We start from the raw sequence: 16,123 nt of genomic DNA on the forward strand, positions 1-16,123 counted from the left end.
GCCCCCCTCGCCCCGAAAGGGGCGACGTAGAGCGGAAGCTCTTGTGTTTCCGGCTCAACATATGTCATCTTCCTGTTAGAGATGAAGAAGGGTCGCGGGTACGTCTACAAGCTGGAATACCACCTCATCTGGGCGACGAAGTATCGCCATCAGGTGTTAGTGGACGAGGTTGCAGATGGACTGAAAGACATCCTGCGGGACATCGCCACCCAGAACGGACTGGAGCTTGTCGCGCTGGAGGTCATGCCTGACTACGTTCACCTCCTGCTGGGAGCCACGCCGCAGCATGTCATTCCCGACTTTGTGAAGGCGTTGAAGGGGGCATCCGCCCGTCGTATGTTCTCCGCTTTTCCGCACCTGAAGCAGCCCCACTGGGGCGGCAATCTCTGGAATCCGTCCTACTGCGTCCTGACTGTCTCGGAGCACACCCGCGCCCAGATTCAGCAGTACATCGAGAATCAGCATGCTGCGGAATAAGGCGTTCGTCGTCCGGCTGTATCCGAACGCGGCTCAGGCCGAGCGGATCAACCGCACCCTGGGATGCGCCCGGTTCGTCTACAACCACTTCCTCGCCCGCCGCATCGAGAGCTACCGACAGGACGGCAAGGGGATGATCTACGCCGCCACCGACAAGGCGCTGACCCTGCTCAAGCGGGAAGAAGGCACCGCGTGGCTGGCCGAGGTGGACAAGTTCGCGCTTCAGCAGTCCCTGCGCGACCTGGAAAGGGCGTACCAGAACTTCTTCCGCACCGCGAAGAAGTCCGGCAAGAAGGTGGGGTTCCCGAAGTTCAAGAAGAAGCGCACGGGTGAGGCGTACCGCACCCAGTTCACCAACAACAACATCGAGATTGGAGAAGGGAAGCTCAAGCTTCCCAAGCTGGGCTGGGTCAAGACCAGGGGCCAGCGGGACATGCAGGGGAAAATCCTGAACGTCACGGTGCGTCGCATCCATGAAGGCCACTACGAAGCGTCTGTCCTGTGCGAAGTCGAGATTCCCTATCTGCCTGCGGCCCCCAAGTTCGCGGCGGGCGTGGATGTCGGCATCAAGGACTTTGCCATCGTGACCGATGGCAAGGGGGAGTTTGAACATCATGCGAATCCGAAATACTACCGTTCCAGCCTGAGAAGGCTCCGTAAAGCTCAGAAAACCCTGTCCAGACGCAAGAAGGGCAGCGCACGTTACGGGAGGGCAAAAACCACGCTCGCTCGGATACACAAGCGCGTCGCCAACAAGCGGCAGGACTTCATTCATAAGCTCACCACCTCGCTGGTGCGGGAATACGAAATCACCTGCACCGAACATCTTAAGCCCGACAACATGCGGAAAAACCGCAGGCTGGCACTGAGCGTCAGTGACGCGGGTTGGGGCGAATTCATCCGGCAGTTGGAGTACAAGGCGACGTGGTACGGACGGCTGGTGTCCAAAATCAGCCCCTACTTCCCGTCGAGCCAGATATGCCACGACTGCGGGTTCAAGAATCCCGCCGTGAAGAATCTTGCCGTCCGCGAGTGGACTTGCCCGAACTGCGGCGAGACCCATGACCGCGACGAGAACGCCGCACTGAACATCCGGCGTGAAGGACTGGTGGCCGCTGGAATGTCGGACACCCAAAACGCTCATGGAGACTGCATCAGACCCACTTCGGTGGGCAGCGGTCTGCGAAGTGAGAATCACGCGACTTCAGTCGTGTGAGGTTCAACTACACTGTCGGGCGAGATGCAACAGCAGACAGGCGGGCGGAGGCGGCAGATCAGGCGCGTGGTCGTGGCGACGAGCAATGCGGGCAAGGTGCGTGAGCTGCAGGGTGCCCTCGCGCCGCTGGGCTGGCAGTGCGAGGGCCTGGGCGCGGTCACGCTGCCCGAGGAGACCGGCAGCACCTACGAGGAAAACGCGGCCCTCAAGGCCTGCGCCGCTGCGATGGCGACTGGCCTGCCCGCGCTCGCCGACGACTCGGGCATCGAAGTGCTCGCGCTCGGCGGGCAGCCGGGGGTGTACTCGGCCCGCTTCGGCAACGTGAATAGCGATGTGGAGCGCAATGTGCTGCTGCTGGAAAAGATGCGCCGGCACACCGACCGCCGCGCCAAGTTTGTGTCGGTGCTGGTCCTCGCCTATCCCGACGGCAAGCTGGAGGAGTACCGGGGCGAGGTGACGGGGCAACTGCTCGAAGGCCCGCGTGGCGAGAGCGGCTTTGGCTACGACCCCCTGTTTCTGCCCGACGGCTCCGAGCTGAGCATGGGCGAGATGACGCTGGAGCAGAAGCAGGCCATCAGCCACCGGGGCCAGGCGCTCGCGGCGCTGCTGGCCGCCCACGGTGCGTGAAGGTCACTGTGCCGGACGCGCTGTCAGCTACCATGGACCGACTGTGACCCTCCCGCCCGACCCGCCTGTACCCGACCCAGCCGCGCCTGACCCGTCTCCGGCGGACCTGCCCGCCCCCGCCGACCTGCTGACGGAGGACGCCCACGCCCAGCTCCTCACGGGCGACGAGGCCGCCTGGCACCGGTTTATCAGCGAGTACGAGGGCCGCATCTACGGCTACCTCTACCGCCTGGAGGGCAACAGCGAGGACGCCCTGGACCTGACCCAGGAAGTCTTTTACCGGGCGTGGCGCTCCATTCGGACTTTTCGCCCCGGCGAGAGGGTGCTGCCCTGGCTGTATCAGGTGGCCCGCAACACCCAGATCGAGTCGCACCGCCGCAAGCAGCACGCCCGCTTCAGCCTGGAAGAAGCCCACGAGGACATCGGCTTTGAGGTGACCAGCGAGGCCCGCTCCCCGGTGCAGGCCGCCGAGAGCGAGCAGGCCCAGGACCGCGTGCAGCGGGCGCTGATGCGGCTCGCCCCCGAGTACCGCGAGGCGGTGGTGCTGCGCTTCGTGGAAGACCTGACCTACGACGAAATTGCCCGCCTTCAGGGCGTCGCCACCGGCACCGCCAAGAGCCGCGTCTTCCGCGCCAAAGAGCAACTCGCTGAGCTGCTGGCCGACGTGTCGGACGTGCATTGAGAGGGCTGAGGGGAGAAGAAAGCCTCCACCGAAAGTTGGTTTCCAGACGCTGATGACGGTTCCAGAATGAGAGTGTGCCTTGTTTCCACCGCTTCTGGCTGACCACGCTGCTGCCGCTGGCCGCCGCCTTGCCCCTTCTAATGAATGTGACCTGACATCAGCGCGTTTCTGGTCTGCCTCTCGGTGAAGACGTGCAGCAGGCGAACGGCTTTCCCTGGCCAGCACTCACCGATTCGCTCATCAGCAGCACGACGCCGCACATTTTTGTCCTGCCGCTGCTGCTGAATTGGGCCTTTGCACTGCTGTGGCTGACCGCCGCCGGGCGCTGGCTGTGGCCCCGCCTGAAGCCCGATAAGCTGAAGCTCTTGTACTGCCTGACCTGGCTTTTGCTGCTGCCGACGCTGCTGATGAACGGGGTCACTTTTGGACTGGCACGCTGGAGTTGGGTTTCACCCTTGCCAGTGTTGGAAACGGTGGGGGTGCGGCTCCACTTCGGGTTCTGGTAAAGAGAAAGGGCAGAGAGCACCCGGCCCCCTGCCCTTCGCCCACTCCTTGCCTCAGCGCGGGAGTACGCTCTCGCCCATCAGGAACTGGTCCACCGCCCGCGCCGCTTGCCGACCCTCGCGGATGGCCCACACGACGAGGCTCTGCCCGCGCCGCATGTCGCCCGCCGCGAAGACGCCGGGAACGCTGGTCAGGTAGCCGCCGTGCTCCTCGGTGCCCGCCAGCACGTTGCCGCGCGGGTCTTTGTCCACGCCAAACGCGTCGAGCACGCTCTGCATCGGGTTGGTAAAGCCCATCGCCAGCAGCACCAGGTCAGCCTTGTGGGTTTCCTCGGAGCCGGGGATTTCCTCCAGCTTGCCGTCCTTCATTTCCACCCGCACGGTCCTCACGCCCGTGACCTTGCCGCCCTTGCCGATAAATTCCTTGGTGGCGATGGCGAACTCGCGCACGGCGCCTTCCTCGTGGCTGGTGCTGGTGCGGAGTTTCATCGGCCAGTAGGGCCACGTGAGTGGCTTGTTTTCCTGCTCGGGAGGCTGCGGCATCACTTCGAACTGCGTGACGCCCGCCGCGCCGTGGCGGTTGCTGGTGCCCACGCAGTCGCTGCCGGTGTCGCCGCCGCCGATGACGACCACGTGCTTGCCGTCGGCGCGAATCTGGCCCTTGAACTTGTCGCCCGCGTTCACCCGGTTTTGCTGCGGCAGGAACTCCATCGCGTAGTGGATGCCGTTCAGCTCACGGCCCGGTGCCGGCAGGTCACGCGGCGTTTCGCTGCCGCCCGCGAGGACCACCGCGTCGAACTGTTCGCGCAGCTCGGCGGGCGTCACGCGCTCTTTGCTGAGGTTGGTGATCTTGCTGTTCTCGTCCCAGTCGCCCACCAGGACGCCGGTGCGGAAGGTGACGCCCTCGGCCTGCATCTGCTCTATGCGGCGGTCGATGTGCGACTTGTCGAGCTTGAAGTCGGGAATGCCGTAACGCACCAGCCCGCCCACTCGGTCGTTCTTCTCGAACACCGTCACGTCGTGCCCGGCGCGGGCGAGTTGCTGCGCGGCGGCCAGCCCAGCAGGGCCGGAGCCCACCACGGCGACTTTCTTGCCGGTCTTGACTTCGGCGGGCGTAGGTCTAACCCAGCCTTCCTGCCAGCCGCGCTCGATAATGGCGAGTTCGATGGACTTGATGCCCACCGGGTCCTCGCTGATGTTCAGCGTGCAGGCGGCCTCGCACGGGGCGGGGCAGATACGCCCGGTGAACTCGGGGAAGTTGTTGGTGGCGTGCAGCACGTCGAGCGCCGCTTTCCAGTCGTCCTCGAACACCAGGTTGTTGAAGTCGGGGATGATGTTGTTGACCGGGCAGCCGTTGTTACAGAACGGAATCCCGCAGTCCATACAGCGCGTCGCTTGCAGGCGGGCCGAGGCCGAATCGAGCGGCAGCATGAATTCGTGGTAGTGCTTGAGCCGGGCGTCAATCGGCGCGTACTGCTCCTTGACGCGGGGTTGTTCTAGAAAGCCGGTGATTTTGGACATGGGTGTCTCCGTTGGAGAGGGCTTTTCTGACCCTCTACCGGGGGGAGAGGGTCGTCGCGCAGCGACAGGAGTGAGGGGTCTTTGGCCTTACTTCGTCAGCGTCCCCTTGCCGCCGAACTTGTTGTCGGGCTGGCCGGTCTGCATCCGGGTGGTGTCGGCGGCCTGCACGGTGCCCTCGTCCGCCTGCGTGCGCTCCCGCAGGGCGCGGGCGTACTCGTGCGGCATGACCTTGACGAACTTCTTCAGGGCGCTGTCCCAGTCGTCGAGCAGCTCACTGGCGCGGCTTGAGCCGGTCCAGCGGTGGTGGTTTTCAATCAGTTCGCGCAGTTGCGCCTCGTCGGACTTGCCGTTGTGCAGCTGATGAGGCACGGCGCTCTGCAACTGCTCGTCTTCGGGCTGCACGCGCTCCAGGCCCACCATGCTGAGGTTGCAGCGTTTCTCGAACTGGCCGTCCACGTCGTAGACGTAGGCGACGCCGCCGCTCATACCCGCCGCGAAGTTGCGCCCGGTCTGCCCGAGCACGACCACCGTGCCGCCGGTCATGTATTCGCAGCCGTGGTCGCCGGTACCTTCGACAACCGCCGAGGCGCCCGAGAGCCGCACCGCGAAGCGTTCTCCCGCCACGCCCCGGAAGTACGCCTCACCGCTCGTCGCGCCGTAAAGCGCCGTGTTGCCGATGATGATGTTGTTTTCGGCCTTGCCCCGGAATTCGATGGAGGGGCGGACCACCACGCGGCCCCCGCTGAGGCCCTTGCCGGTGTAGTCGTTGGCGTCGCCGATCAGGTACAGGGTCAGGCCCTGGGCGAGGAACGCACCGAAGCTCTGGCCGCCAGTGCCTTCCATCTGGATAAACACCGTCTGGTCGGGCAGGCCGCCGGGGCGCGCGCGGACGAGTTCGCCCGAGAGCATGGCCCCCACCGAACGGTTGACGTTGCGGGCGTCCTGCAGGAAGTGGACGCGCTCGCCATGTTCGATGGCGGGGCGGCACTTCTCGATCAGCTTGAGGTCGAGCGCCTTGTCGAGTTCGTGGTCCTGCCCAGTCAGGTGCCGGGTACCGACTTCGGCGGGCATCTCGGGCTTGTAGAACACCCGCGAGAAGTCCAGCCCCTGCGCCTTCCAGTGGTCGATGCCCGCCCGCATGTCGAGCAGGTCGGAGCGGCCAATCAGGTCGTCGAAGCTGCGGACGCCGAGGCTCGCCATGAGTTGGCGCACCTCCTCGGCCACGAAGAAGAAGTAGTTGATGACGTGTTCGGGCTTGCCCTGGAACCGGGCCCGCAGCACCGGGTCCTGCGTCGCCACGCCCACCGGGCAGGTGTTGAGGTGACACTTGCGCATCATGATGCAGCCCTCGGCGACGAGCGGCGCGGTCGCAAAGCCGAACTCGTCGGCGCCGAGCAGCGCGGCAATCACCACGTCGCGCCCGGTCTTGAGCTGCCCGTCGGTCTGCACGCGCACACGGTCACGCAACCTATTGAGCACCAGCGTCTGCTGCGTTTCGGCCAGCCCCAGTTCCCAGGGCGTCCCGGCGTGCTTGATGGAACTCCAGGGGCTCGCCCCGGTGCCGCCGTCGTGCCCGGCGATGACGATGTGGTCGGCCTTCGCCTTCGCCACGCCCGCCGCGATGGTGCCCACGCCCACTTCCGACACCAGCTTCACCGAGATGTCGGCGCGCGGGTTGACATTCTTGAGGTCGTGGATGAGCTGCTTGAGGTCTTCGATGGAGTAGATGTCGTGGTGCGGGGGCGGCGAAATCAATCCCACGCCGGGCACCGAGTGGCGCAGGAAGCCGATGTACTCGCTCACCTTGCCGCCGGGGAGCTGGCCGCCCTCGCCGGGTTTGGCGCCCTGCGCCATCTTGATCTGAATCTGGTCGGCGGAGGAAAGGTAGCCCGCCGTCACCCCGAAGCGGCCCGAGGCCACCTGCTTGATCTTGGAGCGCAGGCTGTCGCCGGGTTGCAGCGGGTAGTCCACCTCGACTCGGCTGCCGCCCAAGACGCTCGCCAGGGTTTCGCCCTCGTTGAACTGTTCGCCGCGCAGTTCGCGCTCGTAGCGGGCGGGGTCTTCGCCGCCTTCGCCGGTGTTGCTCTTGCCGCCGATGCGGTTCATGGCGACGGCGAGGGTGGCGTGGGCCTCGGTGGAGATGGAGCCGAGGCTCATCGCGCCGGTGGCGAAGCGCTTGACGATTTCGGAAGCGGGTTCGACCTCTTCCAGCGGCACGGCGTTGCGGCCTTCGGTCTTGAAATCGAACAGTCCGCGCAGCGTCATGTGGCGGCGGCTCTGGTCGTTGATGATGCGGGCGTATTCGGCGTAGGTGCCGGCGTGACCGCTGCGCACCGAGTGCTGCAACTTTGCCACCGCGTCGGGCGTCCACATGTGCTCTTCGCCCTGCGCGCGCCAGGCGTATTCGCCGCCCGCGTTGAGGTTCTTCTCCATCAAGGGATCGCCGCTGAAGGCCGCGTGGTGGGTGCGAATGGCTTCTTCGGCCACCTCGAAAATGCCGATGCCGCCCACCTGACTCGCGGTGCCGTAGAAGTACTTCTGCACGAAGTCGGCTTGCAGGCCCACCGCCTCGAACAGTTGCGCGCCGCAGTAACTGAGGTAGGTGCTCACGCCCATCTTGGACATGATCTTGCTCAGGCCCTTGCCGATGGCCTTGACATAGTTGTAGATGGCCTTTTCGGGGGTGACTTCGGTGAGGTCGGGCATCCCCGGAATCGGCGTGTGGAGGTCGGTGATCGTTTCGAGCGCGAGGTAGGGGTGAATCGCTTCGGCCCCGTACCCGGCGAGCGCGGCGAAGTGGTGGACTTCGCGGGCGTCGCCCGTTTCCACCACCAATCCGGTTCGCATCCGCAGGCCCTTTTTCACGAGGTGGTGATGAACGCTCGAGAGCGCGAGCAGCGCGGGAATCGCGGCCCGGCTGCGGTCCACTCGCTTGTCGGTCAGGATGATGATGTTGTGGCCCGACTCGATGGCGTCCACCGCCCAGGCGTTGATGGTGGCGAGCTTGGCCTCGATGCCGCGCGCGCCCCACTCGGCGGGGTAGGTGATGTCGAGGTCGAACGCCTTGAACTTGCCACGGGTGTGCGCCTCGATGTTGCGGACGCGCGCCATGTCGTCGAAATCCAGAATGGGTTGCTCGACTTCCAGGCGCATGGCGGGGTTGACTGCGTTGATATCGAGCAGGTTGGGGCGCGGCCCGACGAAGGAGCGCAGGCTCATGACCACCGACTCGCGGATGGGGTCGATCGGCGGGTTGGTCACCTGCGCGAAGAGCTGCCGGAAGTAGTTGTAGAGCGGCTTGGAGCGGTGCGAGAGCACGGCGAGCGGGCTGTCGTTGCCCATGCTGCCGATGCCTTCTTCGCCGTTTTTCGCCATCGGGCCCATCAGGAACTTGAGGTCTTCCTGGGTGTACCCGAACGCCTGCTGGCGCTTGAGCAGCGGCTCGGCGAACTCGTCCACCGTGCCGGTTTCCTCGGAATCGTCGAGGCGCAGGCGGGTGTTTTCCACCCACTGGCGGTAGGGCTTGGCCTGCGCGAATTGCAGCTTCAGCTCGTCGTCCTCGACAATCCGGCCCTGTTCGAGGTCGATCATGAACATCTTGCCGGGTTGCAGGCGCCACTTCTTGACGATCTGCGACTCGGGAATGGGCAGCACGCCCGACTCGGAGGCGAGCACGACCAGCCCGTCGCGGGTCTGGAGGTAGCGGGCGGGGCGCAAGCCGTTGCGGTCGAGCATGGCGCCCACCTGCCGCCCGTCGGTAAAGACCATCGCGGCGGGGCCGTCCCAGGGCTCCATCATGGAGGCGTGGTACTCGTAGAACGCCCGGCGGCGGTCGTCGAGCAGCGCGTTTTGCTCCCAGGCTTCGGGAATCATCATCATCGCGGCCTGCGCCATCGGGTAGCCCGCGAGGGTCAGCAGCTCGATGGCGTTGTCGAAGGTCGCGGTGTCGGACTCGCCCTCGTAGGAGATGGGGTAGAGCTTGCCGAGGTCATCGCCGAAGACGGGGCTGCTGAGAATCCCCTCGCGCGCCCGCATCCAGTTGAAGTTGCCCTTGACGGTGTTGATTTCGCCGTTGTGGGCCACCATGCGGTAGGGGTGGGCGAGGCGCCACTCGGGGAAGGTGTTGGTGGAAAAGCGCTGGTGAACGACGGCGAGCGCCGACACGACTTCGGGCTGTTGCAGGTCGCGGTAGTACTCGCCCACCTGATCGGCGAGCAGCAGACCCTTATAGATGATGGTCCGGCACGACATGGAGGGCACGTAGTACTCCTGCCCGTGCGTGAAGTTCAGCCCCAGAATTGCGTTGCTCGCGCGGCGGCGAATCACGTACAGCTTGCGCTCCAGCGCGTCGGGCACCAGGGTGTCGGGGCCGGCGCCGATGAAAATCTGGCGGATGACCGGCTCTTTTTCTTTCACCGCCGGGCTCATCGGCATGGCGTGGTTGATGGGCACGTCGCGCCAGCCGAGCACCACTTGCCCCTCGGCAATCACGGCGCGCTCGAGTTCCTGTTCGCAGGCGCGGCGCGAGGCGATTTCCTTGGGCAGGAAAATCATGCCCACGCCGTAGTCGCCGGGCGGGGGCAGGGTCACGCCCTGAAGGCTCATTTCGGCGCGGTAGAAGGCGTCGGGGATTTGCAGCAGGATGCCCGCGCCGTCGCCCATCAGGGGATCGGCACCGACGGCCCCGCGGTGGTCGAGGTTTTCCAGAATCTTGAGGCCCTGGGCGATGATGTGGTGAGACTTCTGCCCGCCGATGTGGGCCACCATGCCCACCCCACAGGCGTCGTGTTCGGCATTCGCGTACAGGCCGCGCTCGGTCGCCCGGCGCACCTCCTGGGCCGTGGCCGGTTGCTGCGGCCCGGTCTGCGGCCCCGCTGCCGGGGTTTCCCGCTGGTCGTGTTTCTCCATGTCTGCACCCCTTGCGCTGGAAGTCACTCGCCTGCGTCCTCGCAGGCTGCTAAGCTCTAGGGTACAGAGTCATGCAACTTTATGCGGGGCCGTTGTTTATAACGCGCCCACTTTCGCCGTTCCCCGGATGAGCCGCTGCTTCGGCCTTCCTTGAGAGTTCGTCCCGCTGCCGGACCTGGGATGCGCCACAGGGCCTCCAGACAAACACGGTCACGATGTTAGCCTCCCCCTATGGACACAACCCAGCTCACGGCGCCCGGCGCATATCCCGGCCTCGCGGTCACGCTGCATGACGGCGGCATCCTCGAAATCGTCATCCGCAACGAGAAGACGCTCAACAGCGTGGACCGGCGTGGGCACGCGGCGCTCACGCACATCTGGCGCGACATAGACGCGGCGTCCGGCGTGCGCTGCGTGCTCATTCGTGGCGAGGGCCGGGGCTTTTCGTCGGGCGGGGACTTTGAACTTATCGAGGAAATGGCGAGCGACTTCACCGCGCTCGCCCGAGTCTGGAAAGAAGCCCGTGACCTCGTGTACAACGTGGTCAACTGCGGCAAGCCGGTGGTGAGCGCCATCCACGGTCCCTGCGTGGGCGCGGGGCTGGCGGTGGCCCTGCTCGCCGACGTGAGCGTGGCGGCCAAAAGTGCCCGGATTCTCGACGGACACGTGCAGCTCGGCGTGGCGGCGGGCGACCACGCGGCGATTATCTGGCCGCTGCTATGCGGGCTGAACAAGGCCAAGTACCACCTGCTGACCGGCGAAAGCGTGAGCGGCGAGGAAGCCGAGCGCATCGGGCTGGTCAGTCTGTGCGTGCCCGACGAAGAACTGCTCGACCGGGCGTGGGCGGTGGCACGCAAGCTGGCGGCAGGCAGCCCCACCGCCGTGCGCTGGACCAAATACGCCCTGAACAACTGGCTCCGGGCGATGGGGCCGACCTTCGACGCCTCGCTTGCGCTCGAATTCCTGGGCTTTACCGGCCCGGATATTCATGAGGGGCTGGCGGCCAAGCGCGAGCGGCGGGAGCCGAGGTTTATGGAGGACGCGCCGATTTAGAGCATTTGAGAGGAAAAGACACCCTCACCCCTTGCTTTGCAAGGCCCTCTCCCAGGGGGAGAGGGAGGGAGCCGCGAAGCGGCGGAAGGGTGAGGGGTCTCCCTGCCCCCTCCCCACCCGCGCACTATCCTGCTTCCCATGTCGTTTCCCCTCTGGCTCTGGCTGGCGCTCGGCGGCGCGGTTGGGGCGGTGTGCCGTCAGGCGGCGGTGCTGTTGCTCGCGCCGCTGGTGGCCCGCACGGGGTTTCCGGCGGCGGTGCTGCTCATCAACGTGCTGGGCTCGTTTCTGCTTGGGCTGACGCTGGCGCTAACCGGGCGCGGCGTGTGGCCCGAAGCGGTGCGGATGACCTTCGGCACCGGGGTGCTGGGGGCGTTTACCACCTTCTCGACCTTTTCCACCGAGCTCGATGGCCTGTTGCTGCGCGGTCAGGGCGGATTGGCGCTCGCCTACGCAGCTCTCAGCGTGGGCCTGGGGCTGACGGCGGCAGTGGCAGGCCGGGTGCTGGGAGCGCGGCTGTGAGCCGGGAAGCTGGAGGAAGGCGAGCTGTGCAAGGAGAAGCTGTGAAGGGAGCAAAAGCGTGACCGAGCCGGACAGCAAACCGAAAAAGGGCCGTGCGGGCCGCAAGAAAGCCGAGCCGGTGCGCCCGCCCGAGCAGTTTCTGGAACTCGCCGAACTGCTCGACTATGTGGGGCAGGTCATCGCGCGCGGGGTGCCCGGCGGCGTGTGGGTGCGCGCCGAAATCGCCTCGTTGACCGACCGGCGGCACCTGTACCTCGACCTCGTGCAGGCGGGCGAGGGCGGCGCGGGCGGGGTTGGTGAGGTCGCCAAGTGCCGCGCGACGGTATGGGCCCGCGAACGCTTTGCGCTGGAGGCTAAGTTCCGGGGGGCGACGAGCGGCGCGACGCTGAGCGCCGGTCTAAAGGTGCTGCTCTTCGGCACCGCCGAGTTTCACCCGCAGTACGGCTTTTCCTTCAACGTGCTCGACATCTCCCCCGAGTACACGCTGGGCGACGCAGCGCTGCGGCTCGAAGCCATGCGCGCCGAACTCGTGGCAGAGGGCAGCTACGGCCTCAACCGCCTGCTGCCGGTGCCCACTGACTTCGCGCGGGTGGCGGTCATCGCTCCCAGGGAAGCGGCGGGCCTGGGCGACTTCCGGCGCGAAGCCGACCCGCTGGAAGCCGCCGGGCTGGTGGAGTTTCATTACCTCGAAGCGACCTTTCAGGGCCGCGAGGCGGGGGCGAGCCTGCTGCGGGCGGTGGCAGCGGCGCGCGAACTCCACCAGGAGAAGGCTCTCGATGCCCTGTTCGTCATTCGCGGTGGGGGCGCCGTCACCGACCTCGCGTGGCTCAACGACCTGGAACTGGCCCGCGCCCTGGCGACTTTTCCCGCGCCGGTGGTCACAGGTTTAGGGCACGCCCGCGACGACACCCTGCCCGACGAGGTGGCCTGCCTGCGGACCGACACGCCGAGCAAGGCCGCCGCGTACCTCGTCCGCACGGTGGTCAACGCCGCCGCGCAGGCGCAGGAGGCCGCCCGCACCATCCGCGCCGAGGCCGCCCGCGTGCTGGTCGAGGCTGAAGCTGCCGCTGCGTGGGCGCGTGACCGGGCACTGTCGAGCGCGGTGCGCCGGGTAGACGCCGCCGCCGCCGAGGTGGACGCCCTGATGCGCCAGGCGCTCGGCCTGACCCCGCAGCGCACCCTGGCGCGGGGCTACGCGCTCGTCCGCGACGCGGCGGGGCAGCCGGTCACGCGGGCGGCGGGGGCACGGGCGGGCGAGCCGCTCACCCTGGAATGGAGCGACGGCAGCGTGCCGGTGCGGGTGGAATAACCAGGCTTGACCTCCGCAACGAGGAACTAGAGCATTTGACAAAAGAATGGCCTCGCGCTGTTTGACCCTCTACCAAGGGGAGAGGGCCTGCCACAGGCAGGGGTGAGGGGTCTTTATTACGTCAAATGCTCTAGGCCACCATCGGCCAACTTCTGACGAACTTCCTCGGAGACAAAGGGCCACCTGTCCAAGACTTGCTGGAACTGGCAGACCTTCAGCGCGAATATTTGGCCGAGCGGCTTGGCGTTGAGCGCGCTGTATGCAGTTTGATTGTCTTCTGAGCCCCTGGCCTACTCCGGCACGTCCACCGGCTCGCCCAGGAATTTCGGCCCTTTGCCGCGCAGCACGTCCAGCACGGCCTTGACGCGGGCGAGCACCTCACGGCCCTGCACCTTCAGGCCGCTGCGCCCGGTCACGTCGCGGGCGTTGAGCGCGGCAGCGTCGAGGCCGCGTGTGCGGGCGAGGAAAATGGCGCGCTCGTTGTGAAACGGCTGGCTGATGAGGGTGAACTGCCGGGTGCCGAAGACCTCGGCGGCGCGGACCACACTGTCGAGGGTACGGAAGCCCGCGTAGTCGAGGACCAACTGCTCGGCGGGAATACCGCGCTCCAGCAGGTCTTCTTTCATGGTGGTCGGCTCGTCGTAAGACACGCTGCTGTTGTCGCCGCTGAGCAGCAGCACCCGCACTTTGCCCGCTTTGTACGCGGCCTCGGCGGCGTCGATGCGGTAGAGGTAATAGCGGTTCACGCGCCCGCTCGCCAGATATTTGCTCGTCCCCAGCACCAGCCCGACGTGCCGCGCCGGGAGGTCTTCCGGGCGGTCGAAGGTCCGGCCCCACGCGGCGAGCGGCACCACGATTTGCGGCAGCAGCACGCCCGCGAGGAGCGCCCCCACCCCTCCTGCGGCCCAGCGCCGCCAACGAATGCGAGTCTTCACGGGCGTCAGGCTAGCGCTCCCCATGAGCGGAGGCTCCAGGCAGAGGCCCAGCAGTCAAGCGCCGCTCGAACCGGGCCACCCGCCAAGAGCCGGCCTGCACCACGTCCACCTCCCGGAAGCCCGCCGCCGCGTACAGCGCCCGCAGCCGGGGCCGCTCCGCCGCCGTGTCGAGTCGCAAAAAGCTGCGGCCCAGGGCGCAGGCTTCGGCAGCCGCGTGTTCCAGCAGCGTATGTGAGAGCCCCCGCCCCTGCCAGCCGGGATGCACGCTCAGCTTGTGCAGGTACGCGGCCTCGCCGGGCGGGTCGTCGGGCCAGAAAAGGGGGTCGGCGTCCAGCAGGACGTAAGTGCCCACCGCCTCGCCGCCGTGCCACGCCACCCGCCAGCCGGGGCGGGGGTAATACCGTTCCAGCCGCTCGGGGGTCAGGCTGCGCGGGGGCCACAGTTCCTCGCCGCGCTCTACGCGGTCCTGCGCGACCCGCACCAGCAGCGCCGAGGCTGCGTCCAGGTCGCCCAGCGTATAGGTCAGTTCCAGGTCCACCGCTAGAGCCCCGGCACGCCGATTTTGCTCAGCCCCGCGTTGAGGCGCGCGGTGTCCAGCCCGCCCTGGTCGATGTGGCGCACCACGCCCTGCGCGTCGATAAACACGGTGCGCGGAATCCCCGTGACCTGATAGGCGATGGCCGTCGCCACGCCGGGGTCTTGCAGGTTGGGGTAGGTCAGGCCGTACTGCCGGGCAAAGTCGCGGGCATTTTGCGGCTTCGTTTCGTTGAACAGAATGCCGAGCACGGCGGGCGCGCCGGGGTGGGCAGCAAGTTTGGCGAAGAGCGGCGCTTCCTCGCGGCACGGGCCGCACCACGACGCCCAGAAGTTCAGCACCACGGGCCGGCCCCGGTAGTCGGCGAGCGCGACCGGCTGCCCGTCCAGGCCCGTCAGATTGAACTGCGGCGCCGGTTTGCCCACCAGCGGCCCGTTCGCCGCGTTGCCCGCCGGTTTCAGCAGCGCCCAGCCCAGGCCCCCCACCAGCGCGGCGGCCAGCAGCGGCGGCAGGGCGCGGGTCCAGGCGGGGCGGGCAGGGGAGGCGGGCGCAGGCTCGGTCATGCTGAGGGCGAGTGTACGGCCTGGGGCCGATTTATTTGCCCCGGCGCTGCGGCCAGTTCTGCTCGATTTCGCGCAGGTGCCGGATGCGCTCGGCGGTGCCGGGGTGGGTCTGGAGGAACGCGCCGGGGTCGTCGCGCTTGACGCTGTTTTCGTCGGCGTTCTCGTCCTCGGTTTCCAGGCGGGCGAGCACGTCGCGCAGCGGTTTGGTGGTCCCGTAGCGCTCCATCAGGAAGCGGCCCGCCACCTCGTCGGACTGGGTTTCGGACTGGCGCGAGTAGCCGTTTTTCAGCAGCCAGGTCGGCACCGCCGCCGCGAAGGTGCTCGCGCCGATCAGGTCGCCGGTCACGGCGGTGGTCAGCAGGGTCAGGCCCAGGCCCTGGTAGATGCTCGACAGGCTGTGGCGGTGGGTCACGTGCCCGGTTTCGTGTGCCAGGACGCCCATCAGCTCGCGGTCGCTGTGGGCGAGTTTGACCAGTTGCTCGGTCATCACCACCGTGCCGCCGGGCAGGGCAAAGGCGTTGGTGCCGATGCTGCCGCTCGGCGCCGGGCTGTCCTTGTCGCCGTTTGCCTGCGGGGTGCCGTCGCGCAGCAGCAAGCGGTAGGGGTAGCCGCCCCCCGCCCACTGCGCCACGTCCTTGAATTCGCGCTGCAACTGCGCCTGCCGCGCCGCGCTGAGGTGGGTGGGCCCCATGAAGGTGCCGTTGTCGAGCACTTCGATGGCGCTCGTGTCGAAGGAGGTCAGCACGCTGCGTGGGGTGGCGGCGGCGGCGCTGCGGGCCATGGCGGGCAGGCCGTAGGTCAGGAAGCCCCACACGAACAGCCCCAGGGTCACCACCGCGCCGAGCGTGAGCCCCCAGTCCGATTCCAGCCGCCGCACCCCGCGCAGGCCCCGGTTGCGGCCCACGGCGGCTTCCAGCGCCGTAATCGCCCGGTCGTCGTTCGTCTCGAAGCGGCCTCCGTCCGGCAGCTTGACCACCCGGCGCACCCCGGCGAGCGGCGGGTCGAACTGCACCTGCCGCAGCGGCCACTGCTGCTCGCTGCCCGGCTCCCCGTCGGTGGGAGCGACGCGCAGCACGGCCAAGGGCGCCCCACTGCTGAGGTCTCCACTGCCCAGCACCCGCAAGGTGGCGGCGCGGTCACGGCTGCTGCGCCCGTCGAAGTACACGCCCTCGACCCCCTGGGCAAAGGGAGCGGCGAGGGACTGGCTGGTCGGCGTCGGCGTGGGCGTGGGCGTGGTCATGGTGGCCTCCGCCGCTCACGGTACGCCACCGCGCC

Annotated in this window: 14 protein-coding genes; 8 read left to right on the forward strand and 6 right to left on the reverse strand. The window is 67.1% G+C overall.

Translation table 11 applies throughout. The features are described from left to right. The first annotated feature begins 81 nt into the window (after positions 1–81). The 5 genes from tnpA (at position 82) to DR_RS00930 (ending at position 3,508) form a co-directional block, all read left to right on the forward strand. Positions 82–477, forward strand: a complete 396-nt coding sequence (gene tnpA / locus DR_RS00910; protein ID WP_010886823.1) for an IS200/IS605 family transposase — start codon at positions 82–84, stop codon at positions 475–477. Continuing rightward, positions 464–1,693: an IS200/IS605 family element RNA-guided endonuclease TnpB gene (gene tnpB / locus DR_RS00915; RefSeq protein ID WP_010886824.1), complete on the forward strand. Its 1,230-nt coding sequence runs from the start codon at positions 464–466 to the stop codon at positions 1,691–1,693. The genes tnpA and tnpB overlap by 14 nt, the downstream gene beginning before the upstream one ends. 24 nt (positions 1,694–1,717) lie before the next feature. Continuing rightward, positions 1,718–2,320: an RdgB/HAM1 family non-canonical purine NTP pyrophosphatase gene (gene rdgB, locus DR_RS00920; protein ID WP_010886825.1), complete on the forward strand. Its 603-nt coding sequence runs from the start codon at positions 1,718–1,720 to the stop codon at positions 2,318–2,320. Positions 2,321–2,444: 124 nt separating this feature from the next. After that, entirely contained in the window at positions 2,445–3,002 is a 558-nt protein-coding gene (locus DR_RS00925; protein WP_373969216.1) for an RNA polymerase sigma factor, read from the forward strand. A gap of 191 nt (positions 3,003–3,193) precedes the next feature. After that, positions 3,194–3,508, forward strand: coding sequence for a hypothetical protein (locus DR_RS00930; protein WP_027480179.1), 315 nt, complete (start codon positions 3,194–3,196; stop codon positions 3,506–3,508). A gap of 51 nt (positions 3,509–3,559) precedes the next feature. On the opposite strand, the gene DR_RS00935 is transcribed toward DR_RS00930, so the two are convergent. Next, positions 3,560–5,026, reverse strand: a complete 1,467-nt coding sequence (locus DR_RS00935) for a glutamate synthase subunit beta (protein ID WP_010886828.1) — start codon at positions 5,024–5,026, stop codon at positions 3,560–3,562. A gap of 87 nt (positions 5,027–5,113) precedes the next feature. Next, on the reverse strand, positions 5,114–9,934 hold the full coding sequence (locus DR_RS00940) for a glutamate synthase-related protein (RefSeq protein WP_034350708.1): 4,821 nt from the start codon (positions 9,932–9,934) through the stop codon (positions 5,114–5,116). A 231-nt stretch (positions 9,935–10,165) separates the two neighbouring features. Here DR_RS00940 and DR_RS00945 point away from each other — a divergent pair, with 231 nt between their 5' ends. The 3 genes from DR_RS00945 to xseA all read left to right on the forward strand — a co-directional run bounded on the left by DR_RS00945 (position 10,166) and on the right by xseA (position 12,815). Next, on the forward strand, positions 10,166–10,987 hold the full coding sequence (locus DR_RS00945) for an enoyl-CoA hydratase/isomerase family protein (protein ID WP_010886830.1): 822 nt from the start codon (positions 10,166–10,168) through the stop codon (positions 10,985–10,987). A gap of 138 nt (positions 10,988–11,125) precedes the next feature. Continuing rightward, positions 11,126–11,506: a fluoride efflux transporter FluC gene (locus tag DR_RS00950; protein ID WP_010886831.1), complete on the forward strand. Its 381-nt coding sequence runs from the start codon at positions 11,126–11,128 to the stop codon at positions 11,504–11,506. Between the two features lie 58 nt (positions 11,507–11,564). Continuing rightward, positions 11,565–12,815 (forward strand): exodeoxyribonuclease VII large subunit, encoded by a 1,251-nt coding sequence (xseA, locus tag DR_RS00955; protein ID WP_010886832.1) that lies wholly within the window; start codon positions 11,565–11,567, stop codon positions 12,813–12,815. A gap of 290 nt (positions 12,816–13,105) precedes the next feature. On the opposite strand, the gene DR_RS00960 is transcribed toward xseA, so the two are convergent. Genes DR_RS00960 through DR_RS00975 form a run of 4 tightly spaced genes read right to left on the reverse strand, consistent with a single transcriptional unit; the run spans position 13,106 to position 16,088 of the window. Then, positions 13,106–13,750: a SanA/YdcF family protein gene (locus tag DR_RS00960; RefSeq protein ID WP_227085975.1), complete on the reverse strand. Its 645-nt coding sequence runs from the start codon at positions 13,748–13,750 to the stop codon at positions 13,106–13,108. Between the two features lie 10 nt (positions 13,751–13,760). After that, positions 13,761–14,288, reverse strand: coding sequence for a GNAT family N-acetyltransferase (locus tag DR_RS00965; RefSeq protein WP_010886834.1), 528 nt, complete (start codon positions 14,286–14,288; stop codon positions 13,761–13,763). Positions 14,289–14,290: 2 nt separating this feature from the next. Further along, entirely contained in the window at positions 14,291–14,848 is a 558-nt protein-coding gene (locus DR_RS00970) for a TlpA family protein disulfide reductase (protein ID WP_010886835.1), read from the reverse strand. 31 nt (positions 14,849–14,879) lie between these two features. Further along, positions 14,880–16,088 carry a M48 family metallopeptidase gene (locus DR_RS00975; RefSeq protein ID WP_010886836.1) on the reverse strand — a complete coding sequence of 403 codons (1,209 nt, stop codon included), beginning with the start codon at positions 16,086–16,088 and terminating at the stop codon, positions 14,880–14,882. Positions 16,089–16,123: the final 35 nt, after the last annotated feature.

The sequence above is a fragment of the Deinococcus radiodurans R1 = ATCC 13939 = DSM 20539 genome (assembly GCF_000008565.1).
Taxonomy (GTDB): Bacteria; Deinococcota; Deinococci; order Deinococcales; family Deinococcaceae; genus Deinococcus; species Deinococcus radiodurans.